The 21,333-nt window shown below is 40.1% G+C and carries 16 protein-coding genes; 10 read left to right on the top strand and 6 right to left on the bottom strand.

All coding sequences use genetic code 11. The features are described from left to right. The first annotated feature begins 9 nt into the window (after positions 1–9). Complete coding sequence (locus QE404_RS09920) at positions 10–1,305, top strand: hypothetical protein (protein ID WP_307453862.1); 1,296 nt, start codon at positions 10–12, stop codon at positions 1,303–1,305. Positions 1,306–3,142: 1,837 nt separating this feature from the next. After that, positions 3,143–3,373 (top strand): hypothetical protein, encoded by a 231-nt coding sequence (locus QE404_RS09915; RefSeq protein WP_307453861.1) that lies wholly within the window; start codon positions 3,143–3,145, stop codon positions 3,371–3,373. A 31-nt stretch (positions 3,374–3,404) separates the two neighbouring features. Here QE404_RS09915 and QE404_RS09910 read toward each other — a convergent pair whose 3' ends face one another. After that, positions 3,405–4,028 (bottom strand): NTP transferase domain-containing protein, encoded by a 624-nt coding sequence (locus QE404_RS09910; protein WP_307450028.1) that lies wholly within the window; start codon positions 4,026–4,028, stop codon positions 3,405–3,407. Between the two features lie 311 nt (positions 4,029–4,339). Here QE404_RS09910 and QE404_RS09905 point away from each other — a divergent pair, with 311 nt between their 5' ends. The 5 genes from QE404_RS09905 to QE404_RS09885 all read left to right on the top strand — a co-directional run bounded on the left by QE404_RS09905 (position 4,340) and on the right by QE404_RS09885 (position 12,714). Beyond that, the gene (locus QE404_RS09905; RefSeq protein ID WP_307450025.1) at positions 4,340–5,065 is read left to right on the top strand and encodes an acyl-CoA desaturase; all 726 of its coding nucleotides are present in this window, start codon (positions 4,340–4,342) and stop codon (positions 5,063–5,065) included. A gap of 1,355 nt (positions 5,066–6,420) precedes the next feature. Next, positions 6,421–6,882, top strand: a complete 462-nt coding sequence (locus QE404_RS09900; RefSeq protein WP_307450022.1) for a hypothetical protein — start codon at positions 6,421–6,423, stop codon at positions 6,880–6,882. A gap of 104 nt (positions 6,883–6,986) precedes the next feature. After that, complete coding sequence (locus tag QE404_RS09895; RefSeq protein WP_307450020.1) at positions 6,987–8,069, top strand: efflux RND transporter periplasmic adaptor subunit; 1,083 nt, start codon at positions 6,987–6,989, stop codon at positions 8,067–8,069. A gap of 15 nt (positions 8,070–8,084) precedes the next feature. Then, a complete protein-coding gene (locus QE404_RS09890) occupies positions 8,085–11,246 on the top strand; it encodes an efflux RND transporter permease subunit (RefSeq protein WP_307450017.1) in 3,162 nt (1,053 codons plus the stop codon). Beyond that, positions 11,239–12,714 (top strand): TolC family protein, encoded by a 1,476-nt coding sequence (locus tag QE404_RS09885; protein WP_307450015.1) that lies wholly within the window; start codon positions 11,239–11,241, stop codon positions 12,712–12,714. Before QE404_RS09890 ends, QE404_RS09885 begins: the two co-directional genes overlap by 8 nt. A gap of 109 nt (positions 12,715–12,823) precedes the next feature. Here the strand turns inward: QE404_RS09885 and QE404_RS09880 are convergent, their stop codons facing one another. The 3 genes from QE404_RS09880 to QE404_RS09870 form a co-directional block, all read right to left on the bottom strand. Next, on the bottom strand, positions 12,824–13,423 hold the full coding sequence (locus QE404_RS09880; protein ID WP_307450013.1) for an SLATT domain-containing protein: 600 nt from the start codon (positions 13,421–13,423) through the stop codon (positions 12,824–12,826). 139 nt (positions 13,424–13,562) lie between these two features. Further along, a complete protein-coding gene (locus QE404_RS09875; protein ID WP_307450010.1) occupies positions 13,563–14,942 on the bottom strand; it encodes a reverse transcriptase domain-containing protein in 1,380 nt (459 codons plus the stop codon). 449 nt (positions 14,943–15,391) lie between these two features. After that, positions 15,392–15,643, bottom strand: a complete 252-nt coding sequence (locus QE404_RS09870; protein ID WP_307450009.1) for a helix-turn-helix domain-containing protein — start codon at positions 15,641–15,643, stop codon at positions 15,392–15,394. Between the two features lie 610 nt (positions 15,644–16,253). On the opposite strand from QE404_RS09870, the gene QE404_RS09865 reads away from it, so the two are divergent. Next, positions 16,254–16,781, top strand: a complete 528-nt coding sequence (locus tag QE404_RS09865; protein WP_307450006.1) for a hypothetical protein — start codon at positions 16,254–16,256, stop codon at positions 16,779–16,781. Positions 16,782–18,381: 1,600 nt separating this feature from the next. On the opposite strand, the gene QE404_RS09860 is transcribed toward QE404_RS09865, so the two are convergent. Together QE404_RS09860 and QE404_RS09855 are read right to left on the bottom strand one after the other, a co-directional pair. After that, positions 18,382–19,155 carry a GLPGLI family protein gene (locus QE404_RS09860; protein ID WP_307450004.1) on the bottom strand — a complete coding sequence of 258 codons (774 nt, stop codon included), beginning with the start codon at positions 19,153–19,155 and terminating at the stop codon, positions 18,382–18,384. 40 nt (positions 19,156–19,195) lie between these two features. Beyond that, positions 19,196–19,408 carry a hypothetical protein gene (locus QE404_RS09855; protein WP_307450001.1) on the bottom strand — a complete coding sequence of 71 codons (213 nt, stop codon included), beginning with the start codon at positions 19,406–19,408 and terminating at the stop codon, positions 19,196–19,198. Positions 19,409–19,534: 126 nt separating this feature from the next. Here QE404_RS09855 and QE404_RS09850 point away from each other — a divergent pair, with 126 nt between their 5' ends. Both QE404_RS09850 and QE404_RS09845 read left to right on the top strand, forming a co-directional pair. Next, positions 19,535–19,894 (top strand): helix-turn-helix transcriptional regulator, encoded by a 360-nt coding sequence (locus QE404_RS09850; RefSeq protein WP_307449999.1) that lies wholly within the window; start codon positions 19,535–19,537, stop codon positions 19,892–19,894. A gap of 232 nt (positions 19,895–20,126) precedes the next feature. Continuing rightward, a complete protein-coding gene (locus QE404_RS09845; RefSeq protein ID WP_307449996.1) occupies positions 20,127–21,122 on the top strand; it encodes an alpha/beta hydrolase in 996 nt (331 codons plus the stop codon). Positions 21,123–21,333 lie beyond the last annotated feature (211 nt).

The following is a 21,333-nucleotide window of genomic DNA, read 5'->3' as shown; positions in this document are numbered from 1 at the left end:
TTAAAACATATGAAAAAAATAATCGCAATTGGATTATTATCGTTGTCTTCTATTCTATTTGCACAAAAAACAATTATTCCTGGAAGCTCCGATATAAAAACCAGTTATTTAAAACCTGAAAAATCTGTATTTAATATTTTTTATGTTAAAAAAGATAAATGGGACAATAAAGGGAAAATAATAAAAGACCTTTCAGTAGATGCTAATAACATTATCAGTACCTATAACTATACAGATGAAAATAATGAATGGTATAGAAAAAGGGTTACCAAAGCTTCTGCAAAGACATTTGCACCCATAAGCTTAAACTCAGAATCCACAACCAAAGTGTTTGATATTAATTTTGGGCAAAATGTTACCGGAAAAATTCATACAAAAGATAGATCAAATAAAGATTCTTCTATAAATATTCCTATAAAGGACCAATTTATTGAATACTTCATGTTTGAAGAACTGTTGAGATCTTTGCCACTTAACGTAGGTTACAAAGCAACCATTCCATGTTTTTATTATAATGTTGATGATCCCGGGAAGCCTGTAACTAATTATGTCATCAAGGAGGTTAAAAGTTACATTTACAATTCTCCTAAAACAGGTGCGCACGATACTTGGCTGGTCAGTGTTCTGGAAGAATCTACAGGTGCCATTTATTATTATATTATTGATAAAAAAGACCATAGGCTTTGGCAACGGGAGATGCATGTAGGCGATGGTGTATGGGAGATCTGTTTCAATGACGAATTGGATTATCAGCCTATCAAAAATAAATTTAATAAGGATGAGGCAATGACAAAGATCCAAAATGGTAACAGCTCTATCATAGGAACGGCATTTGCAAGAGATCGTTCTTCAAAATTGGCTGTATTGAATATGAACAAGGCTCAATATGCACCAAAAGGCACGGTTGTATCCTTACTCCTCAATTCTCCGTATATTGAAGAATGGAAAGAAGTAAACAAGCAAATAAGAAAACGTAAAAAATTACCGGAAGTACCTATTGACCCAAATGTTGCCGCATGTATTAAAACCACAAAGGTGTATGATGATAAGGGGCATTTTGAATTTACCAATTTACAACCTGGAGAATATCTTGTGATGACTACTTTTGGTTATACGCATAGATATTTGTACAGCTATTATGCAGGAGAAAACGTAACCATGCATGCCAGTGGAGCTGTCTTAGGTTCTACACCTGTATATGGAACGGCAAGTGCCTCTACGGGAGCAACAGCGGATATTGAACAGAAAGTGACTATTGAGAAAGATGGTGACAAAGTTGAAGTAAAGCTGAAAGATACTATGTAGTTAAATCATTGTATTGACGTGTGTATGAATATCACATAATTGAATCCATATTTTCGAAATTGTACAAACCTCAAAAACGAGTAGTTCGGATAAGGGGCTTAATTATTGGCAGGGAAATTTCTGATGATAGATGCCCTGCTGATAGATGCTGCTTTGCGAGAAAATAACAAAACCACAAAAGTCACAAAGTTTTTTTGACACTTAAGAATCTTAAGAATCCAGCTTTGAAAACAGAAGATAAAATAAGTTTCTAAAAATCTACGATTTTTATGTGCACGTAATCTTTGCAGCTTGCAAATACCAGCTGCAAAATTCCCCTCCCTCAGAGGGGCGTCGAAAATTCAGAGAATTTTTGACGGGGTGGTTTTTAATAACGATTAAAGTGGTGTGATCCACTTGGGAAAAATAATCTGCTTAATCTGCTAATCCACGAGAGATTAAAAAAACCACAAAAGTCACAAAGTTTTTGACACATGAGAATCATGAAGTACAACAACTATGAAAACAGAAGAACACAGAAGTTTTTAAAAACCTACGGTTTTTATGTGCACGTACTCTTTGCAACTCGCAAATACCAGCTGCAAAATTCCCCTCCCTCGGAGGGGTGGCGAAAATTCAAAGAATTTTTGACGGGGTGGTTTTAATAAGGATTAAAGTGGCGTGATCCACTTGGGGAAAATAATCTGCTAATCCACGAGAGATTAAAAACAACAAAAGTCACAAAAGCTTTGCAAATAGAAGAGCACATAAGTTTTTAAAAATCTACGATTTTTATGTTTGATAAATTGAACGTTGATAGAGTTTATTTAATAAAAGATATGGTTAATTGCAACTAATCCCGGAATTAAACCGACCTAGGAGTCTGTAGCGTTAAGACCGGAAGCCTTATAAACGTTAAGAAAATTCTATTGTCCGAAGCGTGGGATTGAGTTGGAATCGAAGCACCCCCTATTGCTACCACGCAAGTTTAGAATTTTTAGTGCATAAGGTTTTCGGTTAGCGAAAGAATCCAGTCTTGATCTTTTGGTTCGTTTTGCATCAAGGCAAACCCGCAGGGTTCGCTGATTCAAATAAAAAAATAAACTTGAAAGAAGCAAAATTATGTATAATAAACTCGAAGAATAGAAGTGAGATTTATAAAACCACAACAGTCACAAAAGCTTTTGACACTTAAGAATTATGAAGATAAAAGCTTTGCAAACAGAAGAGCACAGAAGTTTTTAAAAACCTACGGTTTTTATGTGCACGTACTCTTTGCAACTCGCAAATACCAGCTGCAAAATTCCCCTCCCTCGGAGGGGTGGCGAAAATTCAAAGAATTTTTGACGGGGTGGTTTTAATAAGGATTAAAGTGGCGTGATCCACTTGGGGAAAATAATCTGCTAATCCACGAGAGATTAAAAACAACAAAAGTCACAAAAGCTTTGCAAATAGAAGAGCACATAAGTTTTTAAAAATCTACGATTTTTATGTTTGATAAATTGAACGTTGATAGAGTTTATTTAATAAAAGATATGGTTAATTGCAACTAATCCCGGAATTAAACCGACCTAGGAGTCTGTAGCGTTAAGACCGGAAGCCTTATAAACGTTAAGAAAATTCTATTGTCCGAAGCGTGGGATTGAGTTTGAATCGAAGCACCCCCTGTTGCTACCACGCAAGTTTAGAATTTTTAGTGCATAAGGTTTTCGGTTAGCGAAAGAATCCAGTCTTGATCTTTTGGTTCGTTTTGCATCAAGGCAAACCCACAGGGTTCGCTGATTCAAATAAAAAAATAAACTTGAAAGAAGCAAAATGAACGAATTAATTTATATGACCACAACAGTCACAAAAGCTTTTGACCCTTAAGAATAATGAAGATAAAAGCTTTGAAAACAGAAGAACACAGAAGTTTTTAAAAACCTATGGTTTTTATGTGCACGTAATATCTTTGCGGCTTGCGGAGATACCAGCTGCAAAATTCCCCTCCCTCGGAGGGGTGGCGAAAATTCAGAGAATTTTTGACGGGGTGGTTGATAAAAATCCCTTACTTGGCATCTGTTACCCAAAAGTCATTGAACCGGTCTAAAACAAATCAGGTAAGCTAATCACTGGATATCCTATATCCCATCCATATTTCTCTTTTTCAGCATTTCCCTGACCTGATCCGCCTCTTCAGGCGTATTGGTATTGATCAATGCATTCGGATGCTCTGGTTTCAGGATTAAAACGTCATTCTGCATCAGAAACCTTCTCGGCGATCTGTTCCCGGAATGTATAAAGTCCGTCAAAAGCGGATAGCTTTCAGGTTCCCAGATGGTAACTAAGGGTTCCGGAAACCCATCGGCAGGGCTTTCATACGTCGTGGCTATCCTGGCTGTATTTCTGTACCTGACTAGGATAGCCAGTGATGCCTTATCCAACAAGGGCATATCACAGGCCACAACGAGCCAGGCCGCATCTTTTTGAAACTGAAAAGCTGACAGGATACCACTTAGAGGACCCATATCAGAGAAAATATCGGTTAATGCACGATAAGCGGGATCAATATCAGCCTTCTGATCCGGCCGGCAGGAAATATACACCTCGTGACACCAATTAGCCAGGAGATCTGCGGCAGCATACCGCTGCTCCTTTCCATGCCAGTTCATGGTATCTTTTGGGATGCCCATCCGGCTGCTTTTTCCGCCGGCAAGGACAAGACCATTAAGTGTCGTTGAAGAAGGAAGAGTTGATAGAGTCATTGTACCGCGTTCTCATTATTGATCTTACCATGCATATCCTCTGCCATTATCGTTCAGCCTGCACAGCTGACGGGCATTTTTGTTGTTTATTGGATTTTCTGCCGGCAATACCATCAAATATAGAGAATTATCCTGACTTCTAATGGCTGGGCTGTAAGCTGTTAGCCGGATATCAGTGCGCCGTTGACCGGTGGGGGAAAACTGCGGGATAGGATGTGTCGTATATATAAGTAAGCAGACATAGTATCGTAATCATCACTTTTTACGCACTGCTTCAGAAACCAAACGTTCAACTTTTTAATCCCCACCTTATGGCACTATTCATTTTCATCACCATACACTGGTATGCGTCGCTGTTTTTCCAGTCGGTTTTCCATCACCGGTATGCGGCCCATAACCTTTTTACCATGTCGAAATTCTGGGAGCGGGTGTTTTACCTGGGTTGCTTCATCACCCAGGGCTCATCGTACATCAGCGCTTATACATACGGACTGATGCACCGGTTGCATCATGCCCACACCGATAAACCTGAAGATCCCCATTCCCCTCACAACGACCCGAATCCTTTCCTCATGATGTGGACAACACGGACCAACTATTTCCACTTGTATATCGGGAAAACCGATGCGCCCGAAAAGTATAAAAAGAACCTTCCGGATTGGGAACGCTTTGACCGTTTTGCCCACAATTATATTACCCGGATCCTTTGGATCGGTGTTTATGTAGGAATATATGCCTTACTGGCAACCGCATGGTGGCAATGGCTGTTCCTGCCGGCAACCATCATTATGGGATCACTGCAGGGAATGGCTGTCAACTGGTGGGCCCATAAATTCGGATACGAAAACTACCGCATGTCCAATACCTCTAAAAACATCCTTCCGGTAGACTTCCTTTTCTGGGGCGAAGCGTATCACAATAACCATCACAAGCATCCCCAAAGGCCGAACAATGCCTCCCGCTGGTTTGAATGGGACATGGGATTCCAGACGATGCGGGTGCTCGAGAAGTTGGGAATCATCAGGATTAAAGTATAATTCAACCTATTGATGCTAGTCATGTGTATGGTAAGCGATCTGTTCATATGATACTTTAATTCAAATAGCCAGCCGCAGAAAAAAATTCCCCTCCCTCGGAGGGGTGGCGAAAATTCAGAGAATTTTTGACGGGGTGGTGTTAATAAGGATTAAAGTGGTGTGATCCACTTGGGAAAAATAATATGCTAATCCATGAGAGAATAAAAACCACAAAAGTCACAAAAGCTTTTAACACTTAAGAATAATGAAGGTAAAAGCTTTGAAAACTGAAGAACACAGAAGTTTTTAAAAACCTACGGTTTTTATGTGCACGTATTCTTTGCAGTTTGCGGAAATACCAGCTGCAAAATTCCCCTCCCTCGGAGGGGTGGCGAAAATTCAGAGAATTTTTGACGGGGTGGTTTTTAATAACGATTAAAGTGTTATGTTCCACTTGGGAAAAATAATCTGCTAATTTACGAGAAATTAAAACCACAACAGTCACAAAAGCTTTTAACACTTAAGAATAATGAAGGTAAAAGCTTTGAAAACAGAAGAGCACAGAAGTTTTTAAAAACCTACGGTTTTTATGTGCACGTACTCTTTGCAGTTTACGCAAATACCAGCTGCAAAATTCCACTCCCTCGGAGGGGTGGCGAAAATTCAGAGAATTTTTGACGGGGTGGTTTTTAATAAGGATTAAAGTGGTGTGATCCACTTGGGAAAAATAATCTGCTAATCCATGAGAGAATAAAAACCACAACAGTCACAAAAGCTTTTGACACTTAAGAATCTTAAGAATCCAAACTTGAAAACAGAAGATCACATTAGTTTTTAAAAATCTACGATTTTTATGTGCACGTAAAATCTTTGCAGTTTACGCAAATACCAGCTGCAAAATTCCCCTCCCTCGGAGGGGTGTCGAAAATTCAGAGAATTTTTGACGGGGTGGTGTTAATAAGAATTAAAGTGGTGTGATCCACTTGGGAAAAATAATATGCTAATCCATGAGAGAATAAAAACCACAAAAGTCATAAAAGCTTTTGACACTTAAGAATTATGAAGATAAAAGCTTTGCAAACAGAAGAGCACATAAGTTTTTAAAAATCTACGATTTTTATGATGCGTGAAAAAATCTGCTTGATCTGCTGATCAGCGAGAGATTAAAAACCACAACAGTCACAAAAAAGCCTTTGATACATAAGAATGATGAAAGAAATTAGCTTTGAAAACAGAAAAGCATGAAAAATCTGTGGGTCATTATGCGGCATGTACAAATAAAATCAGTCGGATCCACCTGTTGAAGCTCAATTTTAAACATTTTTTAATCTTTCCATATTTGCGGGGAAGCTTAAGTTCACTACATTTGTACTGCAATGAAAAGGAAACTTTATCAATATCTATGCAGTTTGCTGTTTGCCGCTTTAACCGTCTTAGGATTTTATTATGGGCAGCTTCAGCAGTATATCTCTGCAGATCATGATGATTCCGTTTTTGAGCTGGGCCCGGAGACGCGCATGACACAGGACAAACATTCTGTAAAGTCTTTGGTATTGATCAATGAGCATGATACAGACGGTTTTGTGACCAATGAACACCCGCTCTACAATAAAATCCGTGCTAATATTTCCGAAAACGATCCCGAAAACGATGATACCGTAGAAACCGGGGCTTCCTCAGGACTGCTGATGCTGTTCAGGGATGGATTCTGGAATTTCATTTCGGATTTCGTCACTACGTTTCACAACCATAAAATTGCCGTTTCACTGGCTCATTCCGAGCTGTTAAAGCCTCTTTGTGATGATCTGTACATCCAGTACAGGGTCATCCGGCTGTGATTTCACGCTACTTTTCCGAAAAAATCTAACGGCTTTCACTTTGTGATGAAAGTCTGACATCCTATTTTTCAAATTTCAAATTATTATTTAAATGTATTAAGATCATGGTCAAGAAAAGTCTCATGTATGTAAACCTGTGCCTGATATTCTGGTGCGTAAGCTGTCAGTCTGAAAAGAAAGAAAAAACGGAGGCAGCAACATTTAACGTTACGAGCCCTCTGGTAAAAGACACCCTGATTGATAAAGAGTATGTGGCGCAAATCCGCTCCATCAACCACATTGAACTCCGTGCACAGGAGAAGGGCTACATCCAGTCGATCTATGTAGACGAGGGGCAGTCTGTAAAAAAAGGACAGCTGTTGTTTAAGATTATGCCCAATCTGTATGAATCTGATGTAAACCGGGCCAGGGCAGAAGCAAAATATGCCGAAATCGAATACCAGAACACCAAAAACCTTTCCGACAAAAATATTGTGGCACCCCAGGAAATGGCAATGGCCAAAGCGCGGTACGACAAAGCCAAAGCTGAACTGGCATCTACCGATACCCACCTGAAATTTACTGAAATCCGTGCCCCTTTTTCCGGAATCGTAGGAAAGCTGCACGTGCGCAAGGGAAGCCTTGTGGATGATGGGGAGCTGATTACCGAACTATCGGACAACAGCAAAATGTGGGTGTATTTCAATGTTCCGGAAGCGGAATACCTGAACCAGATGACGGACCGTAAAAACGAGCTGCTTCATGTACGCCTGAAAATGGCCAACGGAAAAGAATTCAGCCAGCAGGGTGTGGTGGAAACCATAGAATCCGATTTCGATAATGAAACCGGAAACATTGCCTACCGGGCCACTTTCCTGAACCCGAACGGACTCCTCAGATATGGGGAAACCGGAAATATCCTCATCACTTCTCCGTATCCCAATGCGGTAATGATCCCTCAGAAAGCGACTTTTGAGGAGCTGGAGAAAAAATATGTGTATGTGATTACCAAAGACAACAAAGTGAAAGCCCGCGAAATTAAAGTGGCTGCCGAGCTGCCGCATATTTATGTTGTGGCTTCGGGATTGGGTAAAGATGATAGAATTTTGCTGGACGGGCTGAGGCTGGTGCAGGAAAACCAGAAGATCAATTCCAGGTTCCAGAAGCCTGAAAAAGTAATGTCGAACCTGGATCTGTATGCCGAGTAACCCAAAAGCAGCATTATGTTTAAGAAAGTAATACACAGGCCGGTTTTCGCCATTGTGATATCGGTCGTTATCTTATTTATCGGGGGACTGGCAATCAAGCAGCTCCCTACCGAGCAATTTCCTAAAATTGCACCTACTACGGTAGCGGTTTCCATCGCCTATCCGGGGGCGAGTGCGGATGTACTCGTGAAATCATCACTGATTACCATAGAAAATGCCATCAACGGGGTTCAGGGGATGCGGTACATCACCACGGATGCCACAAGTGCCGGGGAAGCCACGGTGAATGTGGTCTTTGATCCTGGAACCAATCCCAATGAGGCGGTCGTACTTGTAAAAACCAGGGTTGACCAGGTGATGCCGCTCCTGCCGGAACTCGTGCAGAAAGAAGGGGTAGTGGTGAACCCGATCCAGCCAAGTATGCTGATGTACGTCAACCTGTACAGCACCAGCAAGGACATGGACGAAAAATTCCTGTACAACTACGCTACCGTTAACATCATCCCGGAAATCAACAGGATCCACGGGATTGCCAAGTCCCAGATCCTGGGAAGCCGAAGGTATGCCATGAGGATCTGGCTGAATCCGGATAGGATGCGTGCCTACGACCTTTCCGTGGATGAGGTGATGAAAGCCATTGGGGAGCAGAGCATCATCGGGCGTCCGGGAAGGATCGGGCAGAGTTCGGGGATTGCGGCGCAGTCGCTGGAATATGTGCTGACCTACAAAGGCCAGTACAACACACCGGAAGAATATGAGAACATCATCGTGCGTTCCAATTCCGAAGGGGAAAACATCAAGCTGAAAGATATTGCAAAAGTGGAGCTGGGAAGTGAATTCTTTGATATTTATTCCAACCTGGACGGCCATCCTTCCGCTTCCATCGTATTGAAGCAGAATTACGGAAGTAATGCCAATGATGTGATCAAAGACGTGAAGGCCAAACTGGAGGAGATGAAAGCCAACTTCCCTCCGGGTGTCGATTATAAAATCAGTTATGACGTTTCGCAATTCCTCGATGCTTCAGTAGAGCAGGTAATGCATACGCTGAGGGATGCCTTCATCCTCGTGGCGATTGTGGTATTCATCTTCCTTGGCGACTGGCGTTCAACGCTGATCCCGATTATTGCCGTGCCAGTTTCCCTGATCGGTACCTTCTTTGTTATCCAGCTGTTCGGGCTTTCTATCAACCTTGTGACGCTCTTTGCTTTGGTACTGGCGATTGGGATTGTGGTGGATAATGCCATTGTGGTGATCGAAGCCGTACACGCGAAAATGGAGGAGAGCGATATGTCTCCGTATAAAGCGGTAAAAGAAGTGATGGGCGAAATTGCCGGAGCAATCATTGCCATTACGGCGGTTATGGTGGCGGTATTCATTCCGATCTCCTTCATGACCGGACCGGTGGGAACTTTTTACCGTCAGTTTTCCATTACTATGGCGAGCTCCATTGTGATTTCTGCGGTAGTAGCACTCACCCTGACGCCGGTTCTGGCTGCGATGCTGTTGAAGAACAACCACGGGAAACCTAAAAAATCCAACCTGTTCACAAGATCACTGGATTCCTTTAACCGTGGGTTCGATAAAATTACCGGGAAATATGCTTCCTTTTTAAGAAAGATCGTCAGCCGCAAATTTGTGACCTGGGGAATCCTGATTGCGTTCTGCGTAGGGATATTTATTGTGAACAAAACTTTGCCGGGAGGATTTATCCCGAATGAAGACCAGGGAACCATTTACGCCATCATACAGACGCCGCCGGGATCTACTTTGGAGCAGACCAATAAAGTGTCCAGAGCTTTGCAGAAAATCTGTCAGGGCGTGGATGGTGTGGAATCCGTTTCTTCTCTGGCCGGATATGAGATCATGACCGAAGGCCGTGGTTCCAATGCCGGAACCTGTCTGATCAACCTGAAAAGCTGGGGTGACCGTAAGCATGATGTGAAGGAAATCATGGAAGAGCTGGAAGAAAAATCCAAAAACCTCGGAGCCACCATCGAGTTCTTTGAACCGCCGGCAGTGCCCGGATTCGGATCTTCGGGAGGGTTCTCCGTGCGTCTGCTGGACCTTAACAGAACGACTAACTATCAGGATTTCGATAAGGTGAACAAAGATTTCATCGCTCAGCTTAAAAAACGCAAGGAACTCACCGGGGTATTTACCTTCTTTGCTGCGAATTATCCTCAGTACGAACTGGTTTTCGATAATAATGCAGCGATGCAGAAAGGTGTTTCCATTGGTAAAGCCATGGACAATCTCAACATCCTGATCGGAAGTACCTACGAACAGGGATTCATCCGGTTTGGACAGTTCTTCAAGGTATATGTGCAGTCGTCACCGGAATTCAGGAGGCTGCCTACCGATATCATGAACCTGTACGTGAAGAACGACCATGACGAAATGGTTCCGTATTCCGCATTCATGACGATGAAGAAGACCCAGGGACCTAACGAGATCACACGTTACAATATGTATAACTCCGCAGCGATCCGCGGGCTTCCGGCGCCGGGTTATACCACGGCAGATGCCATCCAGGCGATCAACGAGACTGCGGCGAAAAGCTTACCTCACGGCTATAAAGTGGCCTGGGAAGGACTGTCTTATGATGAAGCGCAGCGCGGTAACGAAGCCATTTATGTATTCCTCGTGGTACTCGTATTCGTGTACCTCGTGCTTGCGGCGCAGTATGAAAGCTTTATCATTCCGTTTGCCGTATTACTGTCCCTTCCGGTCGGAGTATTCGGTTCTTTCTTATTGCTGAAAGCGATGGGGCTGGAAAATGACATCTACGCTCAGGTAGGGCTCATCATGATTATCGGGCTCCTTGGTAAAAACGCGGTATTGATCGTGGAATTTGCCGTGAAAAGAAGGCAGTCGGGAGATTCCATCCTGGAAGCGGCGATTGAAGGTTCAAAAGCCCGTTTCAGGCCGATCCTCATGACCTCCTTTGCATTTATTGCCGGACTCGTACCATTGGTATTTGCCAGCGGGGCCGGGGCAATCGGGAACCATACCATCGGGGCTTCCGCATTGGGCGGAATGCTGATCGGGACCCTGTTCGGGGTAATTGTGATCCCGGGGCTCTACTACATTTTTGCCAAATTATCAGACGGCAGGAAGATGATCAAAGACGAAGACGAATCACCATTAAGCGAAGACATGATCCATTATGAATAAGAACAGAAAAAAAATATATCAATACGCAGGCTGGTCGGTACTGCTGCTCGGCCTTGCGGCATGTAAGCCCGTTGAAATCCAGCAGCGGGCGGAAAACAGGACCGTACCGGAAAAATATGCCGGTGCCGAAAATGACACCACCAATTCCGGGAAGCTGAAATGGAACGAATATTTCAGCGACCCGAACCTTCAGGCCCTCATTACCGAGGCCCTGAAAAACAACCAGGAGCTTAACATCATGCTTCAGGAAATCGAAATTTCCAAAAATGAAATCAAAGCCCGGAAAGGGGAGTACCTTCCTTCCGTAGGCCTGAAAGCCGGAGTCGGTGTAGACAAGGTTAGCCGCTACACCAATATCGGCGCCATGGAAGCCAATACCGAGATCGAGCCCGGAAAAGAAATGCCGGATCCGCTCTTCGATTTCGGGGCCGGTGTTCAGGCGAAATGGGAAACCGATATCTGGGGCAAGCTTCACAACGCCACCCGTGCGCAGGTGCAGCGTTACCTGGCCAGCATCGAAGGCCGGAACTTCATGGTTACCAACCTTATTTCCGAGATTGCCGATTCCTATTATGAGCTGCTGGCACTGGATAACGAACAGGTAATCCTGAATGAAAATATCAAGATCCAGAACGATGCGCTGAACATCATCAAGGAGCTGAAAAAGAACGCCCGTTCCAATGAGCTGGCCGTGAAAAGGTTCCAGGCACTCGTGCTGAAAACCCAGGGCATGCAGTACGACATCCAACAGAAGATTGTGGAGACCGAAAACCGCATCAATTACCTGGTGGGAAGGTTCCCGCAGCCGGTAGAACGCAGCCACGACAATTTTGATAATGTGGTTCCGCCGGTGGTTTATGCCGGGATTCCTTCCGAGCTGCTGGAAAACCGTCCGGACATCAAGGAGGCGGAATACGAACTCGCCGCAACCAAACTGGACATCAAGTCGGCGAAGGCGAGATTTTATCCTTCACTGGATATCGGGGCCGGGATCGGGCTGCAGGCCTTCAATCCTGCCTACCTCATCAAGCCGGAATCGTTCCTGTTCTCGCTGGCCGGCGAGTTGACCGCACCGCTGATCAACCGCGCCGCCATCAAAGCCGCCTACTACAACGCCAATGCGAAGCAGGTGCAGGCCGTCTACCATTATGAGCAGACCGTCCTGGCCGCCTACATCGAAGTGGCCAACCAGCTGGCGAAAATTCAGAACATGAAAAGCAGCTACGACATCAAGGCGCAGGAAGTGGATGCTTTAACTCAGTCCATCGACATTTCCAACGACCTGTTCAAATACGCACGGGCCGATTATATGGAAGTGCTGCTCACCCAGCGCGATGCCCTGGAATCTAAGTTTGAACTGGTGGAAAAAAGGATCAACCAGCTGAAAGCCAGCGTAGCCATCTACCGGGCATTAGGTGGCGGCTGGGACCAGAATCCCCTCACACCTCCCGATATCATTAAAAAATAATAAACTCTATCGCTAATTTTTTTTCTTACAGGGCTCACCGGATGGTGGGCTCTGTTTTTAATATGAAATTTATAATTCAATGATAGAATAATTCTTGAAAATAAAATTGTTAAATATTCATCAAAATAACAAAAATAGCAATTGGGCATATTAGTGCAAGAAAATAAATTAAATAATACATGAAGAAATTGGCAAAATATGTTTTAATGCTAAAAAAAAATTTAAAATTAAATTTATATTCTGTACTATTTTCAATTTTGAAAATATGGTAATCATACTTGGAATGATTAATATCATAATTGTGTAGAATAAGATTATAATCATTGATAAGCTTTAAAATATCTTTATTTTCTACAATATCAATATTATTTTTCCAATAACATACTTTATCATATAATAAATTAATTTCCCTTGCACAAGAATGAAATTTATGCGATAATTCATTATATTTTCTTGAAGGTATATGTAAAGAAACAACTAACAAAATAATAGATGCACATATAGAAAAGAAGTTTAAATTTTCATTTGATAAAATGGGATGTCTATTAGGTAACAATATTATTAGATTTGCACATAATAGATATGCTGACATAATATGAATTGTAATAGTAGAATATCTATCCAATCTATCATATCTTTTCGCTGCGATAAATCTGCAACCTTTGGTTTCCCATAGTTTTCTATACCATCGATTTAATTCTTTTTCCATAATTTTATTTGTAAATAACAGAGTCACTTGGGATTCAATGAGGCAAATTTTCCTAACGGAAATCTAACATTGCTAGCAATGATTATATTACAAATACTTATTTTTTTAATAAGTTCCAAACGTGTTGGAAGTGACTCTGTTAAGCTATATATTTATATCCAATGTTTTGCTCGTTTTTTCTAATTTGGTTTTGTTGATATTTAGAAAAAAAGTAATCAATTTCTTCATCTGTATAATTTTTTATAGCAGAAATCTGTCCTCTGAATAAAAGAAAATCTCTTTTTTTTCTAATAGAGTCTAGATTATCATAATTATTAATATATTTAAAATCTTTTGATTTTATTGAGTAATATGTTCGTATTAGTTTTTTTAAATTCTTAGGACGTTTGTTTTCAAATGGTTTTAAATCAATGAAAAATTTTGATATAATTTTATCAATTTTAAATAACAAATCTAAATCATTTATTTCTGAAAAATAAAAAAGCCATCCATAATTTTTATTGTTAGCTATAAGTCCTGTAATCATATCATTTAATTCCTCAATAAAAACAATTTTCAATTTTTCAAAATCATTTTTAAGATATTCGGGCCTTCTTTCTTTATTTACAAAACAGGTTTTAAACCATGATATTTTTGCAGCTATACGTCGTAAAAAAATTTCTATGTTTTTTTGAGCTACAGAAATTTTTGTTGAAGAAATGCTATAACTAAGAAAAGTAAATGATGCATAGCCTAAAGAATTTTGTTCTGTTTTCTCTTTATTAATATCAAGCTCTAATTTTTCCAATTCTTTAATGAAATTATTAATTCTAAACTCAGAGAAGGAACTGTTATTCATTAATAAAATATCATCAACATATCTACGATAAAAATATTTTCTTTTACAAATCATTTTATCAAATTCTAATAAATAAATTTGAGCTAAAATATTTGAAATAGATAAACCTTGAGGTACACCTTTTTCTACTTTATATTTATAATATTGATTTCGTTTTGAATTTTGCGGTACAGTAATATTTGTTATAGCTAAAAGAATTAGAGCCTTAATATTTTCTGGTACTTTTTTATCATCAAGTTTAGACATTAAAATTTGGTGATTCAGTGTATCATAAAATTTTTCTAAGTCAAGCTTTAAAAAATAAACTTCTAATGTTCTGTTTTTGAGAAAATCTTTTACATCTTTAATATAACTATTTGGAAGTTTTCTGTTTACACTTTCCTTAAATATATCATGCAAAATTTCCTTTATTATGAGCAATACCATTTTATCCCTTATTGTGGGAATAGAAATTATTCTAGGATGCTTATTTCTACCTTTTAACTTTAATAATTCTAAGTATGGTGAGAATTTATAAACCCCTTTTTTTACTTTAATAATAATTGCTTCAAGATTTTCATCTAAATTATTTTCAAAAGTTTCAACAGAAATTTTATCAATACCTTTTGATCTTGATTTTTTTATATGTTTCTGAAATAATTCTTTTAAATAATGTATTTCAAAATAGTGATCTGGTTCCATCTCTTAGAATTTTATCTAATTATATTCATTTAGAGGTTTTAATTAATTATAAGTTTAAACTAATTTGATTGATAAAGATTTTTAACAATAAAGTAGACATAAGAATTAACAACAAGATATAATAGCTTAAATAAGTTTTAATATGAATTTCCATATTATAATCTTATCAAATAAAATTAAGTAATTTAAAAAATACTTAAATCAGTATTTTCCCTGATTTTTAAAAAAATATTTGTTGTTTAAATATTTTTAATAATTGTTTTATGTATATATTTTAATGCTGCTTGTTAAAAGTATTGTATCAATGTCATTATGTTAATGATGATAATGCAGCTTCTATTATTTTAAGAGTAATATAAAATTAATTTGAACAGTAATCAAAGATATAAATATATATTATCATAATTATAGACTTCCTTAAATGAAGAAGTTTTAACTATTGTTAGTATCTAATCAATAATTTTATATTTTTCAATATTAAAATCAAACTCAAAAAGTTCTTTTGGATGAACTTGTAAAGCAGCAGCAAACTTTATCATAGTTTTTAGCGTCAGGTTTCTTTTGCCCTTTTCGTACTTGCTGATTTCAGCTACATCAATACCAGTTAGAAACTCTAAATCCTGTTGAGTTTGTTTATTTTGGGCTCTTATTTCTGATATTCGTTGACCAATTAGAATCTGTAATTCTTTTTGAAGATCCATTATCGCTAGCTTTTCCAGCAATTTGCATTTATAAAATAAAAATCTTATTGGGATATATGCCAATATTGAAATTTTTATTATATTTGCATCATAAGTTACAACTAAAGTAACTTTGCGATACTTCAACGAACAATAGAAGCTATTGCTTAGAATCTCGCCATTGGAAACTGGTAATTTTTAGGAACGAGAGGATAAGTAAGCGGCTCACGACCTAGGCGTGGGTCTCTTCCTCTTATCTGTTCCACGGTATACCAGTACCTCAATGGCAGATAATGTAGAGATCCTGCCTTTTTTATTTTCTGTGTTCTCCACATTTATCTAAGCCAGCCTCCAAAACATAAGTATCATGTAGAGTGTGAAGTGTGTTTTTTTACATGATGTGCCGGCTGTTGCAGCCGTGCGTATTTGCTGCTTTCCGGTGCCCGGCGGCCACTGCTTTTGATCCTTTGGTTACCCGGTTCTTTTTCTCGCCAAAGGGCATCAGGAAAGCTTTTTTAAAACACCGGCAGACGGTTCATCGCCTGTCAGCACAACAGAACAGGACAATCCAGGGAAGTGTTCCGGGAGCCTCCGCGCCCACCGGCAGCTGCCCGATCAAAAAACATTTGCTATGAAAAAAAATACCCCAGATTTCTTGTCCGGAGGGCATACCCGCCGCATCAAACATTCCGGGCTCAGGCTCATCACCACATTTTTCAACCTTTATGAACTACCCGAAGCCAAAAACCTGCTGTTCGAGATCATGCAATACGCCATGAAACGCCGCGCGTGCATCAACCGCGATCCCGTGGAAGTCCTGGAGTTCTGCCATTACGTACGGTCTTTTGTCCGCGGCAGCTACCTCATGCAGTTCAAAACCAAACAATGGCTCCTCGATGAATCCTCGGATCGCCCCTCCGAACTCCTGCAAGGCAACCTCTCCGATGAAGAATACCACCATCCTTTCCTCACCTTCAAAAATGCCTTCACTGCCTACACCCTCGATGAGTTCGACGATTTCCTCAGCGAAGCCGTCTATTTCTCCCTCGGCGCCTGCCACACCCTGCCCGGAAATAACCTCATCACACCCTTCATCCACCTGACGAAAATGCTGGATGCCGGGAAGGTGTTGCTGGAGCGGGGGATTAGGAGGAGGTGAGTTGTGGGGTGGAGGGTTTTTAGAGTGGGAGAGTTGGAGGGTTTTAGAGTTGGAGAGTTGGAGGGAATTGGCGAAAGCGAGAAGATCTGGAAGCAAATTGTAGATGAGCATTTTTATGAGTGGATGGAGAGGAAAAATTAAGTCATGCAAAGACCATGAATGATTATCCTTTATTAATAATGTCAAGCCGCTGACTAAGCATGCTTCATAGAATCAATGTATTGATTCCTTTCTTTGCACGCTTGAAATATGCGTTTGGAGAATAAAACTTTGCGTTAAAATGTGAGTAGGCAATTTTACTAAAAAGTGAATTTTTAAAAAGGCGAAAGGTTGATTCTATAACGCAAAGATCATTTATTATTCTTCTTTAATTAAGAATGCCAAGCTATGGCGGCGAAGCCTCTGACTAAGCATGCTTCATAGAATCAATGTATTGATTCCTTTCTTCGCACTCTTGAAATCTGCGTTTGGAGAATAAAGCTTTGCGTTAAAATGTGAGTAGGCAATTTTACTAAAAAGTGAATTTGTAAAAAGACGAAATGCTAAATATGTGACGCAAAGACCACGAGTCACCCTGCTTTATTTAAGAAGGCAAAGCTATGGCGGCTAAGCCGCTGAAGAAGCAAGCTTCATAAGAATCAATGCATTGATTCACCTCTTTGCTCTCTTGAAACAAGGGTGTGGAGAATAAAGCTTTGCGTTAAAAGGTATTTGCTAATGAGTAGATTTTTTTAAAAGACGAAATGCTAAATATGTGACGCAAAGACCACGAGTCACCCTGCTTTATTTAAGAAGGCAAAGCTATGGCGGCTAAGCCGCTGAAGAAGCAAGCTTCATAAGAATCAATGCATTGATTCACCTCTTTGCTCTCTTGAAACAAGGGTGTGGAGAATAAAGCTTTGCGTTAAAAGGTATTTGCTAATGAGTAGATTTTTTTAAAAGACGAAATGCTAAATATGTGACGCAAAGACCACGAGTCACCCTGCTTTATTTAAGAAGGCAAAGCTATGGCGGCGAAGCCGCTGAAGAAGCAAGCTTCATAAGAATCAATGCATTGATTCACCTCTTTGCACTCTTGAAATAAGGGAGTGGAGAATAAAGCTTTGCGTTAAAAGGTATTTGCGAATAAGTGTATTTTTAAAAAGGCGAAAGGCTAAATCTTTAACGCAAAGATCATCTATGATTCTGCTTTATGTAAGAAAGCAAAGCTATGGCGGCGAAGCCGCTTAAGAAGCATGCTTCATAAGAATCAATGCATTGATTCCCTTCTTTGCACTCTTGAAATATCATTTGTAGAATAAAGCTTTGCGTTAAAAGGTATTTGCCAATGAGTGGGTTTCTTAAAAAGACGAAATGCTAAATATGTGACGCAAAGACCATGAGTCACCCTGCTTTATTTAAGAAGGCAAAGCTATGGTGGCGAAGCCGCTTAAGAAGGATGCTTCATAGAATCAATGTATTGATTCTTTTCTTTGCTCGCTTGAAATATGCATTTGGAGAATAAAGCTTTGCGTTAAAAAGTAAAGTTTGTAGTAAGCAATTTTGTAGCGGGTGAGTTTTTATAAAGGTAAAGGCAGATTTGTAAAAGGTAAATAAGCAATTATTCCAATTCAATAAAATTATTATTGCCTTTATGCTTCCGCTTATAGTATTCCTTCATTTTATTTTTAAACTCTTCATTGGTCAGGCCATCTTCAGTAGATGTAACTTCTATATTCATTAATTCTTTCTGAGAATTATTTCTGAATCCGTCAAGGACTTTTTTAAATTTTGCCTTGTTGATGTCAATCATTTTTTCAGGAACAATAACTAATTTTTCCTTTAAAGATTCAACGGCTATCAGAGTGAAGGTGTGGGTGTTTTTATAATCTGAAATTTTCACGATCAGTCCGGGAAGCCCACTGAATTTATAGGGCCCATTCTGAAAAGGAAGGTCTTTTGCGAACCATGCCTTCCATTTCCTTCCCCTGAAATTACATACAGCTTCCTGAGCATTATAATCCAATATCTTATCTGATGCCCTATTGACTGTCCATTTAAACTCGACTTTATCTTTGACTGCATAGGCAAAATCGGATATGTTAAAGTATTCTGTTACTGTAGGATCAGCTTTATGCTGAACAATGCGATAATCAAAATCAGAGTACAGAAAATCGTCATTAATATACAATGTGTCATGAGACTTGTGTTTAACATTGTAGAATAGTGCCTGATCATCCCTAATATCAAGATAATAAGTTTCTTTAATTTTCTTCTCTACATTTGTTGAGTCTGGTGCATAGGAATATTCATAGACAAATCTGAATGACTGCTGAGCATTCATCAGGTTGGTCATTAATAGTATTGTCAGGATGTATATAATCTTTGCTCTCATAGTAATTTAAAAAAAGCTGGAGTTGACTCCAGCTATTACGTTATTTTTCACATTTTGGCCCGGTCTGGGTGTAACTGTAACACTTCGTTCTGCCGGATTTTGGACACGGCCCGTCGCCCACGCTGGTAATGACCATATCTTCACCCCAAAGTGTTCCTGTGTAATTCAAATGACAGGTTCTAGCTGTTTCGTCACCATCACCACCCGAAATTAAAGATAATTCTTTTCTGGAAAGTTTTTGCAAATTTTTCATGATTTTTTTTTAAAAAAGTTAGTATGTCAAATTTAGAAAAGAAAAACACGTAGAATATGAAATTTATTTGCGTTTTTATTGCGAATTTATATTTTATGTTTAAATTTGTGTAAAATTCACCATAAGATGATTAAACACAGGTTAATTCTCGTTAGAAAGAATAAAAAACTCAGCCAGGCCTATATTGCAAAAGCTTTATGTATGGATACTTCTAATTATAATCGTAGGGAAAAAGGTGAAGTTAAAATTTCAATTTCAGAATGGAAGAAACTGGCAGATATCCTTGGTGTTTCTATCGATGATATCTTGGAAGAGGATACACCTCAAATATTTATTTCAAATGATAATCCCATCAATAAAGCTGAAACAAACCATTATAATATTCCACTTTCACTATGGGAAATCCAGAAAAAGTACATACAAAAACTCGAACAGGAAAATCAAGAGTTACGTTATCATATAGCCGAGAAAGATAAAAAAAGTTAAGTTTGAGGAATACTATTGAGCATTAAAAAAATGCCTTATATTTCATAATGTATATAAGTGTTTTAGCGAAATGCGATTAGCTAATTCATACATTCACGGTTTCAACAGTTCGGCCCATACCTTAGTATTGCTCTTTCGCTAATTCCCCTTTCGTATCATCAAATATCTTTTTCGTATCCTCAGGGAAATAGGATAAGGTTAAATTTGATTTCCTGAACAACACATTATTATTATGAAAAATCCCATATTGAAACTCCTGTTTTTATTGGTTTCCGGACTCCTGTTTTCCCAGGAATACAAACCCCTGACCCTTAAAGAGGCCGGAAAGCGGCTGCTTCCGCAGTTTGCGATTGCAGTGTATACACCAATTACAGAAATCACGCTGGATGAGATTAAAAAACAGCGGAAGGAGAATGCCGATAAACCCTGGCCCGAGCTTAAAAATAAGGACAGTGTGGAAGTCACCCAATCTAAAATTCCCGGAATGGATCCTAAAGATCCTGAAATTCCGGTAACGATTTATAAACCAAAAAATGCGAAGAACCTTCCGGTATTCCTGTGGTTCCACGGCGGCGGATTTATTTTCGGGACCCCGAAATGGGACCACCAGCGCTGTGCCGATTATGCCGTAAAAGGACATATGGTCGTGATCAGCGTCGATTACCGACTGGCCCCGGAAAATCCGTTTCCGGCAGGCCTTCACGATGCCTACGCAGCCTTGAAGTGGGCATATGAATACGCGAACAGCATCGGCGGCAACCCGGCGCTGATCGCCGTAGGCGGCTCCAGCGCCGGGGCCGGACTGTCCGGAAGCCTGGCCCAGTTCGCCAGGGATAAAAAAGGCCCGAAGATAGGTCTGGAAATCCTGGAAATCCTTCCGGGAGACTTCCGTACCGACTATCCTTCTGCCATTGAACTGAAAAGGGTACCGGGACTGAAAAGCGAAGATTTTCCGATTATGGAAAGCCTCTACATCGGTAAAAACGGCAACCCGAAAGAAAAATATGTCCTGCCGGGGAACATCAGCGATGTGTCCAATCTACCACCTACCGTGGTCTTTGTCGCCGGAACAGATCCGCTTCGGGATAGCGGCATCGCTTATGCAGACCGCCTCATTAAAGCCGGCAACTTTACAGAACTGCACGTCTATGCAGGCTATGCCCACGGCATGCCCCTGCCCGGAAGCACCGATATTATATTCCGGATGGTCAGGCAATTCTTGAAATAACAGGCCGTACAACACAAATGACAGGATACCTATAAGCTGATCGCAACCGGACCCGTTATCCATCCGGTCTACCCTGATACAGATGCAACGGAGCATCAAAAACACAATCATGCAACTCTGTTGTCCTGTTTGGAAAAGGGGATCAGCTATATGTATTCTGGGAAACAGATCAAGACGAAAAGGACAAATGAAAATCATCCATACAAAAAAG

This window comes from Chryseobacterium camelliae, assembly GCF_030818575.1.
Classification (GTDB): Bacteria; Bacteroidota; Bacteroidia; order Flavobacteriales; family Weeksellaceae; genus Chryseobacterium; species Chryseobacterium camelliae_A.
Note: the sequence above shows the minus strand (reverse complement) of the source record. Positions and strands in the feature narration are given on the sequence as shown.

Bases quoted from the DNA above. Each gene is read 5' to 3' on its own strand.
- QE404_RS09860 (WP_307450004.1), bottom strand. From the start codon at position 19,155: ATGAGAGCAAAGATTATATACATCCTGACAATACTATTAATGACCAAC.
- QE404_RS09855 (WP_307450001.1), bottom strand. From the start codon at position 19,408: ATGAAAAATTTGCAAAAACTTTCCAGAAAAGAATTATCTTTAATTTCG.
- QE404_RS09865 (WP_307450006.1), top strand. From the start codon at position 16,254: ATGAAAAAAAATACCCCAGATTTCTTGTCCGGAGGGCATACCCGCCGC.
- QE404_RS09870 (WP_307450009.1), bottom strand. From the start codon at position 15,643: ATGGATCTTCAAAAAGAATTACAGATTCTAATTGGTCAACGAATATCA.
- QE404_RS09895 (WP_307450020.1), top strand. From the start codon at position 6,987: ATGGTCAAGAAAAGTCTCATGTATGTAAACCTGTGCCTGATATTCTGG.
- QE404_RS09910 (WP_307450028.1), bottom strand. From the start codon at position 4,028: ATGACTCTATCAACTCTTCCTTCTTCAACGACACTTAATGGTCTTGTC.
- QE404_RS09845 (WP_307449996.1), top strand. From the start codon at position 20,127: ATGAAAAATCCCATATTGAAACTCCTGTTTTTATTGGTTTCCGGACTC.
- QE404_RS09850 (WP_307449999.1), top strand. From the start codon at position 19,535: ATGATTAAACACAGGTTAATTCTCGTTAGAAAGAATAAAAAACTCAGC.
- QE404_RS09885 (WP_307450015.1), top strand. From the start codon at position 11,239: ATGAATAAGAACAGAAAAAAAATATATCAATACGCAGGCTGGTCGGTA.
- QE404_RS09880 (WP_307450013.1), bottom strand. From the start codon at position 13,423: ATGGAAAAAGAATTAAATCGATGGTATAGAAAACTATGGGAAACCAAA.
- QE404_RS09875 (WP_307450010.1), bottom strand. From the start codon at position 14,942: ATGGAACCAGATCACTATTTTGAAATACATTATTTAAAAGAATTATTT.
- QE404_RS09920 (WP_307453862.1), top strand. From the start codon at position 10: ATGAAAAAAATAATCGCAATTGGATTATTATCGTTGTCTTCTATTCTA.
- QE404_RS09890 (WP_307450017.1), top strand. From the start codon at position 8,085: ATGTTTAAGAAAGTAATACACAGGCCGGTTTTCGCCATTGTGATATCG.
- QE404_RS09905 (WP_307450025.1), top strand. From the start codon at position 4,340: ATGGCACTATTCATTTTCATCACCATACACTGGTATGCGTCGCTGTTT.
- QE404_RS09900 (WP_307450022.1), top strand. From the start codon at position 6,421: ATGAAAAGGAAACTTTATCAATATCTATGCAGTTTGCTGTTTGCCGCT.